General features: G+C 56.8%; 22 protein-coding genes. 9 read left to right on the forward strand and 13 right to left on the reverse strand.

Translation table 11 applies throughout. From position 1 onward, the window contains the following. Positions 1–10: 10 nt before the first annotated feature. The 3 genes from EPN93_11870 to EPN93_11880 are packed head-to-tail and all read right to left on the reverse strand — an operon-like array spanning position 11 to position 1905. Positions 11–550, reverse strand: coding sequence for a hypothetical protein (locus tag EPN93_11870; GenBank protein TAL34414.1), 540 nt, complete (start codon positions 548–550; stop codon positions 11–13). Continuing rightward, positions 547–1236 carry a hypothetical protein gene (locus EPN93_11875; protein ID TAL34415.1) on the reverse strand — a complete coding sequence of 230 codons (690 nt, stop codon included), beginning with the start codon at positions 1234–1236 and terminating at the stop codon, positions 547–549. The genes EPN93_11870 and EPN93_11875 overlap by 4 nt, the downstream gene beginning before the upstream one ends. A gap of 30 nt (positions 1237–1266) precedes the next feature. Further along, positions 1267–1905 carry a hypothetical protein gene (locus EPN93_11880; GenBank protein TAL34416.1) on the reverse strand — a complete coding sequence of 213 codons (639 nt, stop codon included), beginning with the start codon at positions 1903–1905 and terminating at the stop codon, positions 1267–1269. Between the two features lie 237 nt (positions 1906–2142). Here EPN93_11880 and EPN93_11885 point away from each other — a divergent pair, with 237 nt between their 5' ends. From EPN93_11885 to EPN93_11905, 5 genes are all read left to right on the forward strand, one after another. After that, the gene (locus EPN93_11885) at positions 2143–2742 is read left to right on the forward strand and encodes a hypothetical protein (GenBank protein ID TAL34417.1); all 600 of its coding nucleotides are present in this window, start codon (positions 2143–2145) and stop codon (positions 2740–2742) included. A 395-nt stretch (positions 2743–3137) separates the two neighbouring features. Then, positions 3138–3716 (forward strand): hypothetical protein, encoded by a 579-nt coding sequence (locus tag EPN93_11890; protein TAL34418.1) that lies wholly within the window; start codon positions 3138–3140, stop codon positions 3714–3716. 302 nt (positions 3717–4018) lie between these two features. Beyond that, the gene (locus tag EPN93_11895) at positions 4019–4855 is read left to right on the forward strand and encodes an SDR family oxidoreductase (GenBank protein TAL34419.1); all 837 of its coding nucleotides are present in this window, start codon (positions 4019–4021) and stop codon (positions 4853–4855) included. 79 nt (positions 4856–4934) lie between these two features. Further along, a complete protein-coding gene (locus EPN93_11900) occupies positions 4935–5783 on the forward strand; it encodes an SDR family oxidoreductase (GenBank protein TAL34420.1) in 849 nt (282 codons plus the stop codon). Positions 5784–6012: 229 nt separating this feature from the next. Continuing rightward, the gene (locus tag EPN93_11905) at positions 6013–6639 is read left to right on the forward strand and encodes a TetR/AcrR family transcriptional regulator (GenBank protein TAL34421.1); all 627 of its coding nucleotides are present in this window, start codon (positions 6013–6015) and stop codon (positions 6637–6639) included. A gap of 7 nt (positions 6640–6646) precedes the next feature. On the opposite strand, the gene EPN93_11910 is transcribed toward EPN93_11905, so the two are convergent. Continuing rightward, positions 6647–8419 carry an AraC family transcriptional regulator gene (locus tag EPN93_11910; protein ID TAL34422.1) on the reverse strand — a complete coding sequence of 591 codons (1773 nt, stop codon included), beginning with the start codon at positions 8417–8419 and terminating at the stop codon, positions 6647–6649. Between the two features lie 167 nt (positions 8420–8586). Continuing rightward, the gene (locus EPN93_11915) at positions 8587–10206 is read right to left on the reverse strand and encodes a hypothetical protein (protein TAL34423.1); all 1620 of its coding nucleotides are present in this window, start codon (positions 10204–10206) and stop codon (positions 8587–8589) included. A gap of 373 nt (positions 10207–10579) precedes the next feature. Between EPN93_11915 and EPN93_11920 the strand changes: the two genes are divergently transcribed. After that, positions 10580–10798, forward strand: coding sequence for a hypothetical protein (locus tag EPN93_11920; GenBank protein ID TAL34424.1), 219 nt, complete (start codon positions 10580–10582; stop codon positions 10796–10798). Beyond that, positions 10740–11186 carry a hypothetical protein gene (locus EPN93_11925; protein TAL34514.1) on the forward strand — a complete coding sequence of 149 codons (447 nt, stop codon included), beginning with the start codon at positions 10740–10742 and terminating at the stop codon, positions 11184–11186. Before EPN93_11920 ends, EPN93_11925 begins: the two co-directional genes overlap by 59 nt. Positions 11187–11190: 4 nt before the next feature. Here the strand turns inward: EPN93_11925 and EPN93_11930 are convergent, their stop codons facing one another. The 8 genes from EPN93_11930 to EPN93_11965 form a co-directional block, all read right to left on the reverse strand. Continuing rightward, on the reverse strand, positions 11191–12147 hold the full coding sequence (locus EPN93_11930) for an FAA hydrolase family protein (protein TAL34425.1): 957 nt from the start codon (positions 12145–12147) through the stop codon (positions 11191–11193). Next, a complete protein-coding gene (locus EPN93_11935; GenBank protein ID TAL34426.1) occupies positions 12135–13136 on the reverse strand; it encodes a tRNA-dihydrouridine synthase family protein in 1002 nt (333 codons plus the stop codon). Before EPN93_11935 ends, EPN93_11930 begins: the two co-directional genes overlap by 13 nt. Beyond that, complete coding sequence (locus EPN93_11940) at positions 13133–13315, reverse strand: hypothetical protein (protein TAL34427.1); 183 nt, start codon at positions 13313–13315, stop codon at positions 13133–13135. The genes EPN93_11935 and EPN93_11940 overlap by 4 nt, the downstream gene beginning before the upstream one ends. Before the next feature lie 119 nt (positions 13316–13434). Continuing rightward, on the reverse strand, positions 13435–13893 hold the full coding sequence (locus tag EPN93_11945; protein TAL34428.1) for a DUF86 domain-containing protein: 459 nt from the start codon (positions 13891–13893) through the stop codon (positions 13435–13437). Further along, positions 13890–14318, reverse strand: a complete 429-nt coding sequence (locus EPN93_11950; GenBank protein ID TAL34429.1) for a hypothetical protein — start codon at positions 14316–14318, stop codon at positions 13890–13892. Before EPN93_11950 ends, EPN93_11945 begins: the two co-directional genes overlap by 4 nt. Before the next feature lie 63 nt (positions 14319–14381). Continuing rightward, positions 14382–17066, reverse strand: a complete 2685-nt coding sequence (locus EPN93_11955) for a hypothetical protein (GenBank protein TAL34430.1) — start codon at positions 17064–17066, stop codon at positions 14382–14384. A 371-nt stretch (positions 17067–17437) separates the two neighbouring features. Then, entirely contained in the window at positions 17438–18907 is a 1470-nt protein-coding gene (locus EPN93_11960) for a hypothetical protein (protein TAL34431.1), read from the reverse strand. 46 nt (positions 18908–18953) lie between these two features. Then, on the reverse strand, positions 18954–19889 hold the full coding sequence (locus EPN93_11965; GenBank protein ID TAL34432.1) for a hypothetical protein: 936 nt from the start codon (positions 19887–19889) through the stop codon (positions 18954–18956). Positions 19890–20390: 501 nt separating this feature from the next. Between EPN93_11965 and EPN93_11970 the strand changes: the two genes are divergently transcribed. Together EPN93_11970 and EPN93_11975 are read left to right on the forward strand one after the other, a co-directional pair. After that, positions 20391–20882 (forward strand): hypothetical protein, encoded by a 492-nt coding sequence (locus EPN93_11970; GenBank protein TAL34433.1) that lies wholly within the window; start codon positions 20391–20393, stop codon positions 20880–20882. After that, entirely contained in the window at positions 20866–21318 is a 453-nt protein-coding gene (locus EPN93_11975) for a hypothetical protein (protein ID TAL34434.1), read from the forward strand. Before EPN93_11970 ends, EPN93_11975 begins: the two co-directional genes overlap by 17 nt. The last annotated feature ends 30 nt before the right edge of the window (positions 21319–21348 follow it).

The raw sequence follows: 21348 nt of genomic DNA on the forward strand, positions 1-21348 counted from the left end.
GGCAGTTCGATTAACTCCCCGTATGGAGCACGCTGCTGATTTCTTTCACGATGGCAGACGCTATTTTTTCGAGGGTTTTCAAATTCGAGAGCGAATCATTGAGCACATACCGGACTTCTCCAATTTTTTCACCGGCGCGGGTATAAAGAAAAACGGTAATCGAAGAACTGGTATTAGTTTCGATCGTATCACCGGAGGTTATTTCGGCAAGCACGCCTTGAACATACAAATCGAATTGATACGTTGTGCCCAGTTCTTTGATCTCATCGGAGGTGAAAAGCCTGATCTCGTTCGTCTTCTGGTTGGTTGTAGATGCCGCGACACGTTGAAGCTCCGTGCTTACCCCGCGTTTGAATAGTTCGAATTTAAGCGCATCGGCAAAATTCAGCGCAACATAGGGATCGTATCCAAGGTTTCGTTTCTCAAAAGTGCCAATCTGAACTTTTGCGATACGAGCCGGGGCCTTCTCTTTCTGGATATGCATATCGACCCCAGCGCATGACAGTAAGGCAAAAATGGCGATTATAACACCTGCGATCGTATTTCTCATTTTTCAATTTCCCCCATTATCACCTGCAGTCCCTTCTTGTTGACTTCCGCCGCATCCGCTATTTTTAATGCGGTTTTCATCTCCCTGATCGACTTATCCTTGAGGCCCATACGGCGATAGAGCAATCCAAGATTCGCCCGTGTATTCACGAGCGCTTCTTCCTCCTCTAAAGCGGTCAGGTATTCCGCAAGCGCTTCCTTATAGAGGGCTCTCTTTTCGTAAAGCAATGCAAGCAGCGAACGTGCATGGATATGATGCGAATCAAGCTCCAGAACGCGTGTAAGGCTTTCAATTGCCTGCAGTTCGAGCGTCTGTTCATCGGCATTGTCTTTCTTGGGCATCACCGTGAGTATGCGCGCTTTCCAGAAAAGACCGCCGGTGTGGTCCCGGTTCTCTTTCAGGATTATGCTCACCCGGGAAAGCGCGTCGCCGAATTCCTTTTTAAAATAGTGAATTTTAGCAATCATCAGGTGAGCGTTTAGAAGGGTCTTATCGTGGTTTAATGCCTCGGAAAAATGGGCGCGCGCCGTATCCAATTCCTGGCGCGTGTAGGCCTCTTTTCCTTTCAGGTAGAATTCCTGGGCCTTCTCGGTATTTTTCCCGCACGCGAATACGAATAGGGAGCAGATGATGAAATTTAGTAAACAAATTGCAAGTCGACGCATAACTTTGGCCGCCTTCACCATTCAATGAGAATGATGGATGTGTACTTCTCTTTATTTGGAGAATTCTATTTTTAATTTAAGTTTGAGCTCGTTTACCAAATCACTTTCCAATTTTTTCATAGCCAACGCATTGCGCTCATTGGACAGCGAGGTGCGAATTTCAGCCAGGGCTTGTTTCCTGGAGAGCCCCATCTTTGAATAAATCTCCACGTTCTTTTTATAAACTTCTTCAATCTCTGCGTTGGCGACAGGCGCCCACAGGGATTCGGAATTATGCTCTTCAAGTTGTTTCTTTAGGTAATACTTAACTATCGCGTCACGGATACTAACCCAGATAAACATGTCAAATTCGGGCGATTTAAATGTACCATCCTCGATGGCCTTATGGATAATCAGAGTCTGATTCAGAATATTATCCAGGTAGAGTGCTGCGAGCCCCTTATCCGATAAATTCTTTTCGCGTTCTACCGGGTCGGAAAGCCATTTAATTAAGAATTCACGCTCGCGGTCAACCTGCGCACGGGTGAGCGTATATCGGTTATCTATCTTTACCGCCCATGGCGCCGAAGGCGGTACTTTGTGATACTCATCATTGAACCGGGATTCAATATCACTGGTGAGTGTTGACTGGCCGCACGAGAATAAGAGGAAGCTGAATACGATGATCGGGACTTTTAACAGTCTTTTCATTGGCAGACACACAATATAGAGGATAGTTTCGTCGGATTCTACGTCATAGTGAATCCTAATGAACACTATTCACTATTCATTGTGCTGAATAGTGTCAATCATTATTATTCATTGAAATATGAATTTTAACTTGTATTTAGTAATAATTGCCTCAGCATGATTGCGTATCGTGGATTATTCAAATGCCTTAATATGTGGTTTCATTTTCTGAGCGATATTCATTCTCTGGAGTGCAACATGAGTTATAGAAAAGTGATAATTGCAATCCTTTATATCCTGTGTGCTGGTTGTTCAACCATGGGTAAAATTGAAATCAGTAATGAAGCTCAGGGAGGAATTAAGCGATACACATTACGGCAGCACCACATAGCAGAAGAGCGCATGCCGGGCTTCTGGTCTCCTAATTATCGAGCACTCATAACATACTCCCGCACATCCGTCTCGGCAAAAACTGAACCCGTACCCGTCCTTTTTCAAATTCGAGCATGTCAGGAATGTGCTCCCCTTGCCGCTACCGCGGTGTTGACGGTTAACGACAAAGACTATATTCTCCCTTTGGAAGAAATCACGACGTCGGACAAATCAGATGCGTATACTCAATCGCATTTTAAATCCGGTGGAGGGGGAACCGTCGATTATTCCAAGCCGACCGGTTCAACGACGACAACGACTTTTTATCGAATTCTAAAAGCAAGAACCGTGATACCGGCGGATTTAAAACCAGAATTGCAGTCGGCTCAGGGAGTGACCTATACATTTCATTCGGGGGATAATGCGATAACGATTAAGCTTTCAGAAAGCGAGTTGATGACATTGAAAGAGCTGCTACATTATTAGGGTCCGCTTTCAACGACCCCGACTCCGGAAACCAATCTCCAAAATACAACAGAACTACCAACTCCGTCTAGAAACCCTCCAATCACATCCTTCGCACCAAACTCGCACCACCGTCGCTCCATAGTCACTTTCGCTTTCCTGCGGCTTGAAAATTTGCTTTGAAAACCCTATACAACATAAATGCATGCATGTTCATAAAAAACCCGGGAATTGTTCAGAACAGCTTCACAATTAATAAACGTGAAAAAAATTATAAAAATATTCCGGAAAATTTTATTAATCCCGCCCGGCAATCGTATTCAAGATAACGGTTCAACCGTTAAATCAAATTTACAGGGAGGCTCACCATTAGCACCATTAAACTCAATTCAATGCTGGACGACGTACGTAAAAAAATGGGGTCGGTTGTCTATTCCAAGTGGAAAGGCATCAATTACGCGAGGACCTACTCTAAACCTACCGGGGAACCCACGGAGAAGCAGCAGAATATCCGCAATGCCTTTGGCAAGCTGGTGCAGGACTGGAAGCAGTTGAACGGGGTCATGCACCTGGGCTGGGAGACCTACGCGGAGAACAGGAACCTGACCGGATTTAACGCCTTTATCGGCGCCAATTCGGCCAACCAGAAGAAGGGCTTGCCCCTGCGGCTTTTTCGCGAGATGGGAGAAGAGTCTCTCATGAACTTCACCGTCGTGCCCGGAGCCGCCGCCGGCGAGATCAGCGTTTCATTTCTCAGAACCGAGGAAATCGCCGGCCGGCACGTCACATTCTTCACCCAGAAAAAGGTGAATGGACTGGCCCAGGGAAAGTTCCGCCGCTACGACGGCGGGGTCGATACCGCGCCGCCCTTCACCATATCGGGCCTGGAGGCGGGGCAGGAGTATTTCGTGTATGGAGTGGTCACCGACTCCGCATTCGGAACTGCCGCGAAGGCGTCCGAGTCCGACTCGGCCGTATGCGCGGCGGGGGCGTAAACAGTTACTTTTTATCATGTCGTGCCACCGGAGCGTTCAAGGATGAATGCTTCCGGCGGGTACGCCTTTTATGGAAGATGGGGATTGAATAGACCCCCATCTTCTCTTTTTCTCCCATGAAGTGCGCCCACGGTAAAGGCGCTTCCCCCCGGCCGATCCGCGCCCGATACGGGCACTGTAAAAAGTGTTGACACGCGAACGGTAAAATGAATATAGTTCATTTACTGAACAGAATTACCATTAATTGCAACTAAATAACGGTACCGCGCTTCAAGGGCGGCCGGGCTAACCGGGGTGAACACATGTACGACGATCTGAAGGGCAAGGCAGCACTGGTGACGGGATCTGGGAAAAAGAGCGGGATAGGGTACGCGATCGCGCACAAGCTCGCCACGTGCGGTATGAACATCGTGGTCGCCGACCTGGGCGACGGGAGCGGGAAGGGCGCCATAATCTCAACCGCTACGGGAGGGGAGATGGAGGAGGTCGCGCGTTCCCTTGAGCGCGAAACGGGCGTTAAGGCGTTTGCCTGCGCGTGCGACATCACGGACGCCGCGTCGGTCGCGGGGCTGGCCGCGTTCGTGAAAGAGCGCTTCGCCCGTCTCGACGTGCTGTGTAACAACGCGGGGGCTTCGTTCGGCGTACCCAACTCCTTCCTGGGCTACGACGAGGCCGCATGGATGAAAACGATCGACGTGAACCTGCACGGGGTGTTCAAAACGAGCAGGGCGCTCCTCCCCCTCATGCTGGGCGCACCGGCGAGCATCATCAACACGGCGTCGCGCGCCGGGAAAGTCCCGCCCATCTTCAACGGTGCGTACGCGGTCGCGAAGGCAGGGGTCATCATGCTCTCCAAGATTATGGCGAAGGAGCTCGCGGGCGCGGGCGTGCGGGTGAACGCGATCTGCCCCGCGCAGATCGATACCGACCTGGAGCGCTGGAGGTTCGGCCTCGAGGCGCAAGTGTACAACTCGACCGTCGAGGAGCGCGAGAAGGAAATGTGCAAGACCATTCCCCTGGGAAGGCTGGGAACGCCGGGTGAGGTCGCGGACCTCGTGGCATTCCTGGCGTCCAGGGAATCGGCATACGTGACCGGGCAGGCCATCAATATCTGCGGCGGCCAGCTTATGGAGCTTTAGACAACCTCGCCGTTGTCATCCGGGAGCGCTGCGAAATGGGCGATCCCGGCGGAATAGGAAAGGAAACCGTAGAAAGGGAATGACCGTGGAGGAACCCGACATGTCGAATAAACGATTCGAGGGAAAAGTTGCGCTCATCACCGGGGGCGCAAGCGGCATAGGCTTCGCGATGGCGGAGCGTTTCGGGAGCGAGGGGGCGCGCGTTGCGCTCCTGGACCGGGACGCGGGGGCGCTCGCGCGGGCGGAGGCCAACCTGAAAGGAATGGGAATCGATGTCCTGGGGATTCGCTGCGACGTAACGAACGCGCGAAGCTCGGCCGCGGCGGTGAAGAAGGCGATCAAGCGCTTTGGCGGCATAGACGTGCTCGCGGCGAACGCGGGCATCACGCAGAGGAGCCTGTGCGCGGATACGAGCCCGGAGGTGTACCGGCGCGTGATGGACGTGAATTTTTTTGGAGCGGTGAACTGCACGCTCCCGGCGCTTCCTTCGCTCATAACACGCAAGGGCGTCATCGTCGTCACGACGAGCGTCGCCGGGGTCGCGCCGCTGTACGGCCGCACCGGGTACGCCGCGAGCAAGCACGCCCTGCACGGGTTTTACGAATCGCTGCGCACCGAGCTCGCGGAACACGGCGTGCGCATCCTCATGCTCTGCCCGGGGTTCACGTCCACGAACCTCCAGAAGAGCGCGCTTGACGGGAAGGGCCGCCTCAATACCGGCGACCGGAGCGTCCCGGGCGGCGAGGACTCGCCCGCGCACGTCGCCGCCGCCGTGAGCGACGCCGTCGCGTCCGGGAAACGGATGCTCGTGCTCACGACCACGGGAAAGCTCAGCTACCTGATCGCACGCCTTATTCCCGCGCTGTACGACCGCCTCATGACGAAAAAGATACGACCCGAATTCATGCCGGGGCCCCGCGGGGCCTGATCCCAATCTTTATCTCCTCAATCGCCTTTGCCTCTATCTCCGCCATCTCCCTTTCCTTTGACGTTACATGCGTATCGGCCCCCTTGTCCTTTCCCGGCGTCCCTTTCCCGAAAAATCCTTGTTGCAATCGGGGGCGTTTCGTTCTATCAGGGATGCGCGACCCCGGGCGCACCGGCCACGGGACCGCCAAACCCGCGCGCCGGGCACGGACATATACAGGTACTGACACATGAAAACGAGGTTGAGGCGGGACAAGGAACGGGAAGAGCGGCGGGGGCAGATACTCAACGCCGCCCGGACGCTCATGTTCGAAAAGGGGATCGCCTCGGCGACCATGCAGCGCATCGCGACGCTCGGGGGAATGTCGGTAGGGACCATCTACCTGTACTTCGAGAGCAAGGAGGAGGTGTTCGCCGCGCTCCAGGAAGAGGGACTCGACCTTCTGGGAGAGCGCATCACCCGGGCCGTCGAATCCGCGGACGGTCCCGAGGACGGGATTCGACGCATGGCCGGCGCCTACCTCGCCTTCAGCGTGGAGAACAAGAAATACTTCGACATCATCAACTACTTTTTATCGGCGCCTGACGTCCTCTTCCCACCGCGACTTAAAAAGCGCATCGACACGCACGGCAACAAGATCCTCGAGTCGGTGGTGAAGGCGGTCGTGGCGGGGACCGAATCCGGAATTTTCAGCCGCACCGATCCACGGCACGCGGCGGTCGCGTTCTGGGGCGTGCTGCACGGGCTCATCCAGTTCAAGAAACTCAAGAACACCATCCTGCGCGGCGACGATCTGGCGGAGGTTTACCGGAGCGCGGTCGAACTGTACATCAACGGGCTTCGCGCGAAGGGGTGAGCCGGTTTCAGGAAGGGGCCCGGTTTCCCGGACGGGCATCGCCGCGGGCGCGCTCTTTCGCCCGGTAATTCGTGGGACTCGTTTTCATCCGCTTCGCGAACGCGCGGTTGAAGGTGCGCAGGCTGTTGAACCCCGAATGGAACGCGATTTCGATCACGGTTTTTTCGGTTTCGGCCAGCATGCGCGTCGAATTCCGAAGCCTTGCCTCGCTCACGTACTCGACAACGGTTTTCCCCGTACAGAGATGGAATGACCGGCTCAGCTGGTCCGGCGTCAGTCCCACGGCCAGGGCTATGTCGTCCCGCGTGATGTCCTGGGCATAATTCTCATCGATGAAGGCCGTTACGCGCTTGATCTTCTCCTCGGCAGATACCACGCGGCGCACGATCAGCTTCGTCTTTTCCTCCAGCGAACGATAGAGAACATACCGGTTTCTTTCGAGCCGCAGGTTCAGGGCGATATACGAAGCGACGAACAGCGACCCGATCGCGGTGGCCTGAACGAAGAGGAGGTTCGGGGCCGCGATGAAGGCAAGGAGCGCGGCAACGCTGCCGGCGAGCAGGAACATGCGCAGCGCGCTTTCAAAAACGCTCATCTTAATGTAGGGGTCCCAATTGTTTCCCGAAACGAAACGCATTCCGATGAGAAGCGAACGGGCCAGCATGCACATGACGATGACCATGACAAAGAACGATCCGCGGACGGTGAAATCGTTTCCCAACTGGTTTTCGGGAAGCATGCATGCGAAGAGAAAATACCCGCAGAAAAAAAACGGGTGGGATATCATGCCCAGCGTGATGCGCAACACAGTCCTGGGTCCCGATGAATGGACGACCCGCGCGGAAAACGTGTCCTGGTGCAACAGGAGTATCAGCGCGGTAAGCCCGAAATAGAGAATGGGGACATGGTACCGCACGGGGACCAGCCCCGGCAGAAGGAAGATGTCCTTGACGGTCAATTCGAAAAATGAAAACAGGAAAAAAGACCCGAGCGTGGCGAGGCTGCATAAATACTTAAACGACTCTTCCTGCGTAAGCAGGTACGATACGGGGCGCCGTCCAAGAACCGTTTGAACGAAATAGACCGGGTTGAGCCCGTTCGCCGCGCGCTTCACCATGTACCTGAAATCCGGTTTTGCCGACCTGGTTATGAGCCGCAAGATCAGATAGGCAATCAGGAACCCGATGAAGGTCATGGAAACGAGGCGGGGCGTATCGTTCTGGAGGGAAAGCTTCACCGCCCGCTTGCTGAGAATATCGTACCCCGCGATTTCAGGGGGATAGTCGCCCACCAGTCCGCCGCGCCCGGAATGATCGAAGACCTTCACCTCGATGATGTTCGGCTCCTCGTACCTGGTCGCGCTCTGCGGAATGGGGTAGACCCTGGGGGTGCGCCACGCGGGGATGAATCCCCGGTTTCCCGCGCCTTCGCCCGGAAACACGCCCGTCGCCCCGATGAGGACACCGTTGAACCGGGTTTCGTCCGCGTCGTCGGCTCCCTGGATGAAGAGGGCCAATTGTGTACGGGCCAACGAGCGCGGTAGACTTACCCGGGTGCGGTACGTACCGTACCCATCATACCGGCTCGCGCCGATCCCCCCTTTTTCGGCCGGGAAATCCCACGGGACGGGGCCCGAGGGGAGGGGGCCGTTTCCGATATCGACGGTCCATTCCCGGAGTATGACGCGGGGGGTTTCCGCGCGCTCTGCTTCGGACGCGCACGAGATGAAAATTACTGAAAGATACAGAATGATGAACGTTATAGATTTAATACCATGCATATCGGCCCTGAAGTCCGCGAGATGTATGTGATGTCAGCCTGGGGAATTTTTCAGGAACGCCGGCGCTTTGCAAGCATTTTAATGCGGCCGGGGAGGCTGTTACCCGTCATAACCGTTATGAGATATCGGGCGCCCGCGAACGGGCGCCCGGGGTGATCGCATCCGGATTACGGCTGGACCGCGATCATCCGCACGGTGCCCATCGCGGTGAGTTTCTTCATGCCCGTCCCGTTGGGATTAATACTGTAGAGATACTGCTTCTCGTCCGTGTCCGTTCCCAGGAAGAGTATTTTTCCCTCGGGGGTCCAGACCGGGGAGTCCGGGATCATGGCGGCGTCAACTATCCGGGCAAGCCCCGTTATCGAGCTTGTCCCGAGATCGCCCACATGGAGGCTGATCTCCGGCTCCGAGCCGCTTTCGCCTTCCTCCGAGGAGGAGGTTTCAGCGGAGTCGCCCGCGTGCACGAGGTAAGCGATTTTCCGGCCGTCATACGACACCGCGGGGTAGCCCTTGATGATGTCCGGCGAATTCGTGAGTTTCGTTTTTGACGACGCGGTGATCCTGAAAATATCCGACGTATATGAGTCCTCCGACGCTTCCGTGATTCCCGCAATAATAAGGCTCGCATTGCCCGGCTCCCATGACCAGCCCAGGGGCTCCAGGCCGCCGCCCGGGAGCTTCGTCGAAACCAGGGACGTACCGTCTTCGCTTTTCGTGAGGAAATAAAGCGAGAGATCGTCGTTCTCGTCCGCGAGCAGCGCGGCGAGCGTGTTTCCGTCGTGCGAAAACGACAGGCCTTCGCACCTCTGGATTACCGCAACGAGATTGGCGAGCGATCCGTCGGTGGCGCTGTATTTATAGACGTTACCCGCGATGGCGGGATCCTCCGGCGTGCCCGAAGCGATCATGAAATACGCGCTTGCGTCCTGGAACACGCATAACTCATATGCCGACGGGAGCGTCTGGGTAATCTGTTTCAGACCGGTTCCGTCCGTCCACATGGAGTACATTCCGGAATTCGTACTGTTCTCGGCGTCGTCTACAAGGAAGAAAACCTTCTTCCCTTTCGCCGCCTTCTGCGCCTCTGCGGCGGTTGCCATCGCGCTTTGTATGGCGGTGAAATCGACGGCGCCGGGAATGCTCGTGTCGACGAGGACGCTCTCGCCCCCTACCGTTACCGTGAGGCCGGTGTCGCTGAAATCGCTCACCGCGACATCCACCAGGTCGAGTATCATATCGAAGCCCGTACCGCTGGCGTTGAATGTGCTGGTGAAAAGATTGAAATCCTGGAGCAGATCCGTCAACCCCGGGTCCGATGCACACACAGCCCGGAGCATCGAAATATATTTTCCGGCGAACGTTTCCATCGCGGTGATCTGTTCCACGGTCGGCATTGTGATCTCGTCGATCGGCAGGGCGGCGAGGTCCCGGCCGAAGGCGAAGCTCATGACCTGCGTCGTCAGCGCGGTCGCGTTCACGTTCTCCGTACCCGTTGCGTATGAAACCAGCACCACACCGGCCTTCTCGACACGGATGATAAAGGGTGCTTCAAGGCCGCTGATACCCACGGCAAATTTTCCGTAGACGTCCGTCGTCCCCGTGGCCTTCTTTCCGTTGCAATCCTTGATCGCCACGGCGGCGTTCGCCAGGGCCGCCCCCGTCGCGGCTATTCCGCCCAGCGTAACGGTATCGCCTCCGCCCGGGCCGCCGGCCCCACCCCCGCCGCCGCACGAGTACATGAACAGCGTTGCTGCCGCAAGCATGCATGAAAGTATTCTGTTGCGCATCTTTGGCCCCCTGTGATTTCCAGTTGTCCGGCGGGCTTAACCGATCCGGAGCGTCGTATTGACCTGCATTAAAGGCATTAATGCATACGGGCCCGGGCGTGTCTGGTCATTCGTTGCGGACCCATGAAATGACCGGCATTTTCTGGATCGCTTCACAGGCCGGAAGGCCGATATACCCGGTCCGGTATATCAACCCCCCGTCCCGATCCATGCGTGAACGGCCTTTCGGATTTTCACACTCCTTTCCGTTTTCCATCTCCTCGCCGAGCTCATTGAAATGACGGCTTTCCACATAATGTGATTGACGGTTCTCCCCATGCCGTAGTACCTTATGCCGTGTAGGATGCATTTAACGGACGGAAGGTTTGGAGAAATGGGAACGCGCGAGTATCTTTCCAGAATGAACAAGAGGGCGCTTTCAATTACCGATTTGAAATCGGCGCACGACGACGATGTCTCCTACTGGCTTGCAAAACCTCCCCAGGAGCGGTTCATCGCCCTCGAAATCCTTCGAAGGAGGCTATTCCCCCATGATGCCGTTTCCGGAAGACTTCAAAGACTTCTTGAAATTGCTGAACTCCCACGACGTTGAATATCTTCTTGTCGGCGGATACGCTGTTGCCTATCATGGGTATATCAGGGCCACCCATGACATCGATGTGTGGATTCGCGTCACGCCGGAAAATGTCCGCCGAGTAGTCGACGCGGTTACCGAATTTGGATTCGCTCCCGCCGATCTCAATCAGGAAATGTTTCTCAAGGAAGACCAGGTTATCCGGATGGGGGTGCCGCCTCTGCGAATAGAGGTCCTCACTTCGATATCAGGCGTTGCTTTTGAGGAATGCTACCGTAAGAGGGAGATCGCCGATATGGGCGACTACCAAATCCCTATCATAAGTCGCGATATGCTGATTAAGAACAAGCGGGCAAGCGGGAGACTAAAGGACCTTGGCGACGTCGAAAACCTGGGGAGGAAATAATCCCCTATCGGATTCTCGTCCGCTGAACCCCCAGGTCCACCACGCCGTCGGGGCTCGCGATGCGGGCCTCGATCACGTCGCCCGGCCGAAGATACCTGTCGTTGTGCGCAATCTCGCCCGCGATGAAACGCGCCGTGCGCTTCCCCTGCGGGATTCCTAGGATTTCGGCCATGCGCACCTGGAGGCGGGCGGGTTTTCCCAGCGCGACGCCCTTCGGGGTTCCGGTCGCGATGACGTCGCCGGGAAGCAGGTCGAACCTCTGCGCGAGGCACGCGACCAGCTCGTGCAGCCTGAAAATCATGTTCGCGGTCGTTCCCGCCTGGTGCTTGTGCGCATGGAGCTTCCCGTCCGGATCGTACACCTTGAGCTCCATGTCGAGCGCGTAGAGCCGTTCGAGGGCGGCTGCGTCGAGCGTCTGCACCACGGGGCCCGTCGGCGCGAAGGTCCGGTAGGTTTTCCCCAGGAACCACTGCCCGGTCGAGAGCTGCACGTCGCGCGCCGATACATCGTTGAAGATGGCTATCCCCAGCGAGAATTCGGAAAGGTTTTCCGCCGTAACACGCTCGTCCTTCCCGATTCTCCGCCCGATCACCAGGGCGAGCTCCAGCTCGTGATCCAGGAGCTTCACGCCCTCCGGGTACACGATATCGTCATTGGCGCCCGACAGCGCCCCCGAGGTCTTCGTGAAGAAGATGGGGCTTTTTGGCGCGGGCATCCGCAGCTCGTCTGCGTGGTCCCGGTAGTTCAACCCCGCGCAGAATATGCGCGCGTTCGGGTCCGTGGGCGGGAGCATCTTCACGGAGGAGAGCGCTATCGGCGGTCCCGCCGGGGGACGCCGCTTCCGGAGCGCGCCGAACAGCTCTTCCACCGATTGGCAGCCGCGCAGCGGGCGCACGCGAGTTCCATCCACAATGCCGTAAAATTCCTTTCCGCCGCGCGCGGTGCATTTCATGATCCGCATTGGTTCTCTCCTTCCACCGGCTGGAATTCCCGTATCTGCTCCCCGGGGTTCCGGTCGAAATATCCTTCGACCGCGCGCGTCATGGCGTCAATAGAATTTTCCCTGCGGATGCGCGTGAAAAGGTCGTGGGAAAAATGGACGTTTCCCGAAAAATAAAAAGCGAATCGGTGCCCCCGGCTTTTATGCAGGCGCTCGGGAAGGAGCGTCCCAATCGCGCGCAGGGTTTCCGTGAACACTTCGTACAGGTCCACGCGCAGCGGTTCCGCGCTTCCCGAGAGCGCGCGTTCACACAGCGCGAAGATCCACGGCGACTTCACCGCCTCGCGCCCCAGCATCACCGCGTCGCAGCCGGTCTCTCTTAAACGCGCAAGCGCCTGGTCCGGTGCCGTTATGTCGCCGTTGCCGATAACGGGGATGGGGAGCGCTTTTTTAAGAAGGCTTACCAGCTTCCAGTCGGCGCTGCGCCTGAACCCGAGCTTCGCGTGACGGCCATGCAGGGTGATGAAGTTCACGCCTTCCCCGTGAAGCATGGCGCAGAATCCCAGGAGCCGCTTCCCGTCTGCATCTTCGAAGCCCGCGCGCATCTTGACGGAGAGCGCGCCCGCCGTCGCCGCGCGGCAGGCGGCCACGACCTCGCGTGCGCGCGCGGGGTCCGCGAGGAGCTGTGCGCCGGCGCCGGTTTTCAGAATATCGGGTGCCGCGCATCCCATGTTTATGTCGATCGAGAAGCAGCCGCGCGCTTCGAGGATGCGGCAGGCGTCGGCCATGACGCGGGGATTGGATCCCACGATCTGGTAAATGAAGGGGTCGTCACCCGGGAGCTTCCGCACGAGGGGCTCGTTGTGCGGCGAATGCGCGGCTATGGCCCCCGCCGAGAGCATTTCGGAACAGAGCACCGCTCCCTTCGAGAAGCGGCGGATGGTGCCGCGGAGCGCGGGCGTGGTGAGCTCCGCCATGGGCGCGCAGAAGAGCCTTGATGGAAGGATCATCGATACGCGGGCTTTCCGTACACCTTTTCGTAGGCGCGGCAGAAGGGACACACCCTCCTCTCTATCCGAACCATCCAGAAGAGAAAGCCCTTGCCTTTTTTCCGCGCGCGGACGCACACGGGACATTCGTTCTTGCAGTAGTCGGCCATTTCCTGGAGCTTTTCGCGCTCGTCCATCATGGTCCTCCGTTTCGGATGATGGCCCGATGCTACGCGGCGGAGGGCCGGAGTCAATACCTTTTCGGGTTTCTGGTAGGATGCTGCTCCGAGGGGCGCCCTTCATGGGAGATGGGCGAGGCTCACGGGGTTGTGTCGATCATCTCCGGGTGCGCGTCGATCCAGGCGAGGATGCCGTTCAACACGCCGGTGACGTCCTTTAATTCATCCCGGCATATTTCGTAAAGTTCGGCGTTCGATATCTCGTTGTAAAAGTGGACCATCCTGTTCCTGTAGCCGGCGAGTTTCTTCATCCCGGCCGCGGTGTCCGCGTCGATAACGCCAACCTCACCGAGCTTCACCGATATACTTTTATATTCGGCGACGTCGATCGCGAATCCCTTCGCGAGTATATGCCTGCCCAGGTCCATGAGCGCCTCGAGCGCCCTTCTTAGGTAGGATTCCGCCGCTGCGGAATTGCGCGCGTCCAGCGAAAAGGATCGCATGTCCGCCAGCGGCAGCCGTTCGATGCCGGAGAGCATGTCCCTGATCCACGCCGCGCGCTCCGACACGACCGATTCCCTGATCTTCGCTTTTGTCATGGGACCCGCACCGCGAGGTTGTTTCTCCTGCGCTCCCTCTCGTAGTACATGAGGTCCCCGGCCCTTGCCATCACGTACAGCTCATACCTGGCCTGGTCGTCCGGGTCGCCGGCGTAGAGAAGCTCGCCCCGGATGATCTCCAGCGCGAGAAACGGGGAGGCGTCCTCCAGGAGGACGAGATCGACGCTCCCGGCGCCAAAGAAATCCTCCAGCGCGAAGCCGAATTCCACCTTGATGCGGGGTGAGGGGTACGCGTCCCTGCGAAACCTGGCGCCAATATCGATGTCGGACGGCGATTCCGCGAGGGCGGGAAGCTCGCCGCGCGCGAAACGGCATATCTCGCCGCTCTTGCTTCCAAAGGAGTAGAGCTCCCGCACGCCGTATTCATCGCAAATTGATTCGAGTTGTCCAGTTCTGCCCGCCATGCCTTGAGGATGATATAATTTTGGGGGAAATGTCAAGAAAATATGGCAGGGCGGCGCGGTCCCTCAACTTATCAGGTTAACGCGCCATTTCCCTATTAATCCATCTATATAGGTAACCTCATAAACGGCGACATCGCCATTGGGCTCATAGATAATGGTAGCGCCGTGCTTATCGTCATACGCCGTTGCAATAGCCGTTGCTTTTGGACGCACCTGCGAACCAACGGGTATAGTGCAGTCTTTCACCGTGCAACCGGCGATATCAAGCTCGTCGCTCTGGTAAACACAACATCGTTTTGATTCCTGTTTTGACGTGTTTCCATTGTATTCTATCCAAAATCTCATGTCAAAAGGAGCGCGATTATGGATCTTGATCTTGTGCACGGGCGCATGATTTCCCCTCGTCTCATTTAAAATAACGGTATAATCCGTGGTTGTTCCCTTGACATCATACGTAGCTGCCTGATTGTTCTTTTTATATATGACCCATCGGTTACCGGAAACATCATAACCCCCACTCGCATAAACCTTTGCCCGCACCAGTGCGCCTTCTTTAATTTCCGGTGCGTCCGTCGCCAGATCACGGACCATGTGACTATTGATGGGGAAGTTGTCGGTCTTACAGCATGAGCCGCTCGTATTATCCGGATTTACATAATGAATTTCAAATGACATTACAAAACCCGCGTTATTGAAACACGCGATTTTTTGCGCTTTGTATCTCGCCGGGGTGATGATGTTCACCCCCGCAAGGCTTCCGATGTTATGAAGGGTTACGCCGACATCATTACCGGCGGCGTCCTTCAAGGTCGCATGGTTCCTGACGATATCGCTCATTAAAACGACACCTCCCGAATCCCCCTCTTTGACCGTGTATCGGTACGTGATGCTGGTGTCGTTGACGGATTGCTGGACCGCGCTGCCGATGTTCTGGAGGCCGAGCGCGCTGTCGGCGCCCGTCACGACGATGGTATTGTTGAATTTGACGGTGAAATCGAGGTGTTCGTTCACACCGTAGGCCCTCGCCGCGGGCACGTCGACGCCGGTCACTCTGACGATGGTGTCGACGCTTACGCCCGCGGTGCTTCCGATACCGCGCAGGGTAATATCGGCGTCATATCCCGCCGTGTCCTTCACGGTCTTGTTGTTCAGGTATAACAGGCCTGCCGGGACCGTGACGGGGCCCTGGTCGCCCGTCTGCACCGTGTAGCGGTAGGTGATGCCGGCGGCGGGATTCGTAACCGGCTGCTGGATCGCGGCCTTCGTCGATGTACCGATAATAAAGCGCACCTCATTGGCGCCGTTTCCCTCGATGTTCACTTCATTGCCGAAGTGGACGGTAAAATCGAGGCTTTCGCCATGGAGATAGGTCCGCGCGGCCGGGACGTCGACGCGCACGATCCTGGCGGTGGTGTCTGCGTTCACGCCCGCGGTGCTTTGGACTTCGTTCAGGTTTACATCCGCTTCCTTTCCCGACGCGTCTTTAATGGTCGTCGTGCCCATGTGGATCGCGCTTGAATTAACCAGGACGGCGCCCGAGTCCCCCGCTTTGACCGTGTATCGGTAGGTGATGCCGGCGGCAGGGTTCGTAACCGGTTGCTGGACCGCGTCGCCGATATTAAGGCCCAGCGTGCTGTCCGCGCCCGTTACGTTGATTCTTTCGCTGAAATGCACGATGAAATCGAGGTTGGCCCCTACGCCGTAGGTCCCGGCCGCGGGCACGGTGACGGTGGCTATCTTCGGCTTGATCAAATCCACCGTGTAGCTCAGGGTGAAGGGGGCCAGTACTGTGTCGTCCGGGAACTTGATGTTCGAGTCCGGATTCACGCGTACCTGCAGGGCGCCCTCCTCGAGCGTCCCGGAGAATTCGAGCGATATCATGTTCTCGATAAATCCCACGTTCTCGATGTTCGACCTCAGGCCGAAATTGTCGTAGTGGACCCTGCTCAGGGTGAGGCCCGCCGCGCCGGGCAGCGCATAGTTCGAAGTTTTCGTGATCTCGCTTACATCCAGCGGCGTATCGCCCGCGACGAGCGTTCCCACCGGCCTGGAGAGGACAATATCGATTCTCGAATTCGGCAGGCCCGCGATATAACCCTGCGCGGGAACCACGGAAAGCACCGTCGGGGCGGCGAGCAGGTTGTCGATCCGCTTCCTGAGATACCGGGCCGCCGTGCCGAAATACGCGCTGTCGCTCATGAACGACGTGGTGTAGGTGGGATCGTTCAGGGTGAGGCCGCCCCCCGCGTCCGCGAGAAAATAGTTGGATTTAAGCCCGGCCCCGGGAACGTCCCTGTCGAACTGGATGAAGATGGGCTCCAGGACCGAGGACGTGGTGCCGTTCTCCGGATACACGCTCAGAATTGAAAGGGAGGACGAAGGCGCCGCCTTGACGACCGTGTAGGTGTAGACGCCGGCGTTGTTGTGTATGTCGATGTGATTTGCCCCGGAATCGAGCCCCATTGCAGTCATCGTCAGACGCGCCGTGTTGCCCGGGGCCAGCGTTCCAGTGACGGTGAGCCTGGCGATGTAGAGAGAGAGCCTGTTGAAGGAAATGGGATAGTTTTTGGCGGTGAAGCAGGTTTCCCATTTGTCGGCGATGAATTCCCGCTGGGTGGGGGAGCCCTTGTCGGTTATGATGAAGGTCCACATCTTCGTCCCGTCGCATCCGCCGTCGTAGGACGGGTCGTTGACGCGGTTGAATGCGGTGAGGTAGGTATCGGCATTGACGTGGTCGGAATCGATCACGGTGTAAAGGCCAGCGGTAATGGGATCGGATGGACTGATGTCTCCAGACGTAAAACGTCTCTCTATGCCTCCACTTGATGGGAATTTTTCATTAATTCTTGACGCATCAATACTTTCATTATGCGAGAAAAATGCGATGGCGATTTTTAAGTTCGCAACTGGCAGTTCACTTCGCAGTTTGAGAAGATAGTAGACCCAGTCCCAACCACCGCCGATGTCGATGAAGGAGAGAATCGTGATAGTATCGTTAAAAAATGCCTCATTAAAATCAATTTGGCCGGATCTGCCATATTTATTTAGGGTGAAAAATGGTGGTTTAAATCCGATCTTTAGCATGCCAAGCCTCCATTATTTGTTATTGGAATTCGCCATCACTCTTTCCGCGTGTTGCCCCAGACGGAACTTGAGAGCGTCTGATCGTCGCCGGCCAATGAAACACTGATGGAATTCCATTCGCTCGCCGCGATGAATGCCGCCGTGTCGTCGATATAATAGTAGTGGTCAGCGGTTGAGGCGTAGAAGTTGAAATAGTTGTGCGTCAAGGAAAGGGGATCCGCGTCGGATGTGAATTCACACATTCCTCTCATATGAGCAACAGAAATAGTGTTCGTCAATTCATTGTAATCGATTTGTGGTTGAGAATCATAATCCAACATTATCCCAATGGCCATATTTCCGCCCCCTCCACAATCGATGGTGTTGTTATTAATAATAAGCGTTGTTGTTGTAGCAATAGCTGAATATATGCCGAAGGTGTTATATGCGTATCCCCCTCCAATTGTATTGTAAGAAATCTGGCTATTTGTACCTGCATCATATATTCCATAGGTGTAATCCCCACTTCCACTGGCATATCCCGGATCGATAACGTTTTGCGAAATAATACAAGTGCCCGCGGTGACACGCATACCATACGCGTATTTTCTTTCGGCTTTGAACGAACCTTTCCCCTGTATGGTATTGTATGAAATCGTCATGCTTCCCTGGCAGAAAATACCGGCAGTATAATCACCGTCGGCGAGCTTGATCGTGAAGCCGTCCAGAACTGTGCTGGCGGTATCGGTGACCGAGGTTTCACAGTATACAGCCCTGTTGGGGGTCGATGTCGTTCCTCCCGAGGCGCTGGTATCCTCCACGATCGTCTCGTTGCCGCTTACGTCGCGCGCGCTGAAGTCGGAGGAATAGCCGCCATACACGGAGATGCCGTTTTTCATGCTGATAACGGGCGCGGAGGACACGGCATAATTCGACTGGTAGGTGCCCGCGCCCACCCGTACGGTGGGCATGTTGGCCGCTCCGTACTTGTCGTTTGCCCTGTCGATCCCGTCCTGGATAAGGCTGAGCGGCGCGGTCCTGGTTCCGGTGTTCGACGGGCTTCCGGGATTCTCCGCGCCGGCGGCCGGATTCACATACACCGCGTATTCCACATCGAAGGAATACTCCACGGTCCTGTTCAGCGTAAACGAACCGATGATCGAATCGCACTCCACCGTGAGGGTCTTGCCCGCGCCCTTCTCCCAGATGTTGGCCGACGGGGTGAGCGTGACCGTGTCGTTGTCATACGTTGTGGTGCTCCACGCGGCGACGATTGCGCCCGGATTGCCGTCCAGCGTCCCGCTCACCTGCAGGGAGGAGGGGTCCATCTCGTCCCCGAACCGGATCACGATCTCCTCGTGCCCGGCGATGGTCGAGCCATCGGAGGGCGTGGCGGTTATGGCCGAGTACTTGTAATTATCCGCATCGGGATCGTTCGGGTTGTCACGCGCGACGTTCGCGCAGGAGAGCAACGACCCGCTGAGAATGCATAATGCCACCGTTATATTTATTGATCGCGTTTTCATATACCGCCTCCCAATTTCTTCCGCCGCCTGCCGGGGCGGGGGATCGTCAGAACCTGTACCCGACGCTGAACGTATGCACCCGTTCGGGATACGGTGTCATGGTGTTCACACAATATTGGTAATCGAAGAAGGTATCGCGCGCCGCGCTTTCCACGGCGCCACCGCTGAAGTCCGGACGCGAGAAGAACAGGACGTCCACCCAGTGCGCCAGGTACACCGCCCCGAACACGATCAGAGAATAATTGAAGTAATCGCCCGCCTTCTTGTAGTCGTTGTACCTGCTGTCGAACTCGGAAGAACCTGTTCCCAGCTCATGGTATGCGTCGGATTTCGACTGGTAGTTTGCATACATGAAATACACGCCAGCCCCGGCGGCAAGGCCCAGGGACCCGAACACGATCCCCTTCACGGGGCGGCCCGCGTAGAACTGGCCCAGGCCCGGCACCGTGCTCAGGGTATAATAAAAGAAGGGCGATTTCGAGATGAGCACCTCCTTGTCGCCCCCCACGATCCTCTGCGCGAGCCTCTTGGCAACGTCCGTCGCGGTCTGGTCGATCACGTCGATTGACGCGCCCGTGCCTTTCTCGGCGAGCAGGGACGCCCCCTTCTCAACGTCGATATAGCGTACGGTGATGAGGATAGAGTTTTCGAGCGCGGTCACCTCGCCCGCGATGATTCTCCTGGCGGAGAGAAGCTTTCCCGCCTGTATGGCGCAGCCCTCATCGGTGCATCCGGTCATCTGGAAACTCTGCTCCGCGAGGATCGCCTTCATCTGGTTTCGCTCGACCACGGTGAAGTTGCCGTAATTGGAGAGCTCCGCGCGCATGATGTCCGACACGGCGCCCGCGACGATAACCGGAACGCCCCTGGGGGTGAGGTCGAGTATGGCCACGGTCATCTTCTCAGCCGCGAAAAGGCCGGGCGCGGTGATCACCATTGCCACACCGACCAGGATGTGCACAAGCGTGGTCTTATTCAGCATGAATCCCTCCACGAGATCATTACAAAGAGCACGTATCTCATCTGATTTCTGAATAGGGAGAGGAATGTACACACACGACGCAGGTGAAGCGGGCGCCCCTCCCTGAAGCTCTGTCTGTCATTCAAGAATGTAAGTTGTAGTACGAATTATCAAGCATAATTAGCCTTAAGGTAGTGTAATTTTAATTGCATAATAAATATTTATCGTCAACATCTCTTTGCACCGAGGCACCCGTATCGGCTCCGGGAGATTGGACACCGGGCATGCGGGAGGATGCGCCCGGCGGGCGCGGGGCGGTTAGGAATGACGGGAGCGCGCTTGCTGCTCCGAAACCGTTCCATCGCGGACGTCTCGGGAACGCCGGGAGGGCAGGATCGCGTCCGTTTACACATCCGGCACGCTACCCCCGTCCGGCGTTCGTGAGCGGGCGGACTCGCGCATCGGACCCCCGTTATTTTTCTTGACGAAACCGCCCGGCATATGCACACCCTTAACACCGATATGCGAACACCGTTATACATCGCGCTCGCGCTCGTCCTCGCGGGGTGCGCGAAGGCGCCCGACAGGCTGGAATCCCCCAGCATGACGATCCGCGCCCATGCGCGCGACGGGAAGGCAGCGTTCACCCTCACGCTCGCCGCGGCGCTTCACAACGGGACGAGCGACACCGTGTTCCTCGATTATCGCGCGCGCATCGTGTTCCGCGACCCGGGGAAGGACGTGAAGGAAACAGTCGCGACCGTCCTGACGCTCAAGGTCGGGTCGCTGTACCCGTTCGCGACCGCGCCGGTGCGCATCGAGGTGACGGGAAGCGCGGAGGAATTCGCGCCGCTCTTCGCGGTCTTCGGCATTCCCCCGGACGAGGTCGTGAAGGCGGGCTCGGCGGAGGACATAGAAATAGGCGACGAGCTTATAGGGCTGGAAAATATTACGTACCGCACGGCGGACATACACACTTTAATAAAGGAAAGGCAGAATGAGAAAAATAAATGACACGAAGCTCTACTTCTATTTTTCGATCATCTCCGCGGGTCTTGCGCTCGTGCTCGGGCTCGTCGCGGCGTACTCGCTCGTGCTCGTCGAACCCCGGATACAGGAGCGCCTGGGCGCCGCAAACGACATAGCCCGGAACTACAAGGAAGCCTACGTCATGCTGCGCGATCCGCAGATATTCGCACGCTACGAGAATTTCGACGGCATGTCGCTGGGTATAAAGGGCGTGCTCAAGGAATTCGACGACCGCATGGTGAAGGACGGGGAATTCGGAATCAGGGACGCGCTCTACCTCGAGATACTGCTGGAACGCAGGGAGCTCGGCTCCAGGCTCACGCGCAACACCGCGATCTTCTTCGGTCTGCTCTCGCTCCTGGGGTGGGGTTTCTTCTTCTACGAGCGCCGCAAGGCCGGGCCCGCCGTCCGCGAAGGCTAGTGCTGAGCCCGCGTGATCGCATCACGCAGT

This window comes from Spirochaetota bacterium, assembly GCA_004297825.1.
Taxonomy (GTDB): Bacteria; Spirochaetota; UBA4802; order UBA4802; family UBA5368; genus FW300-bin19.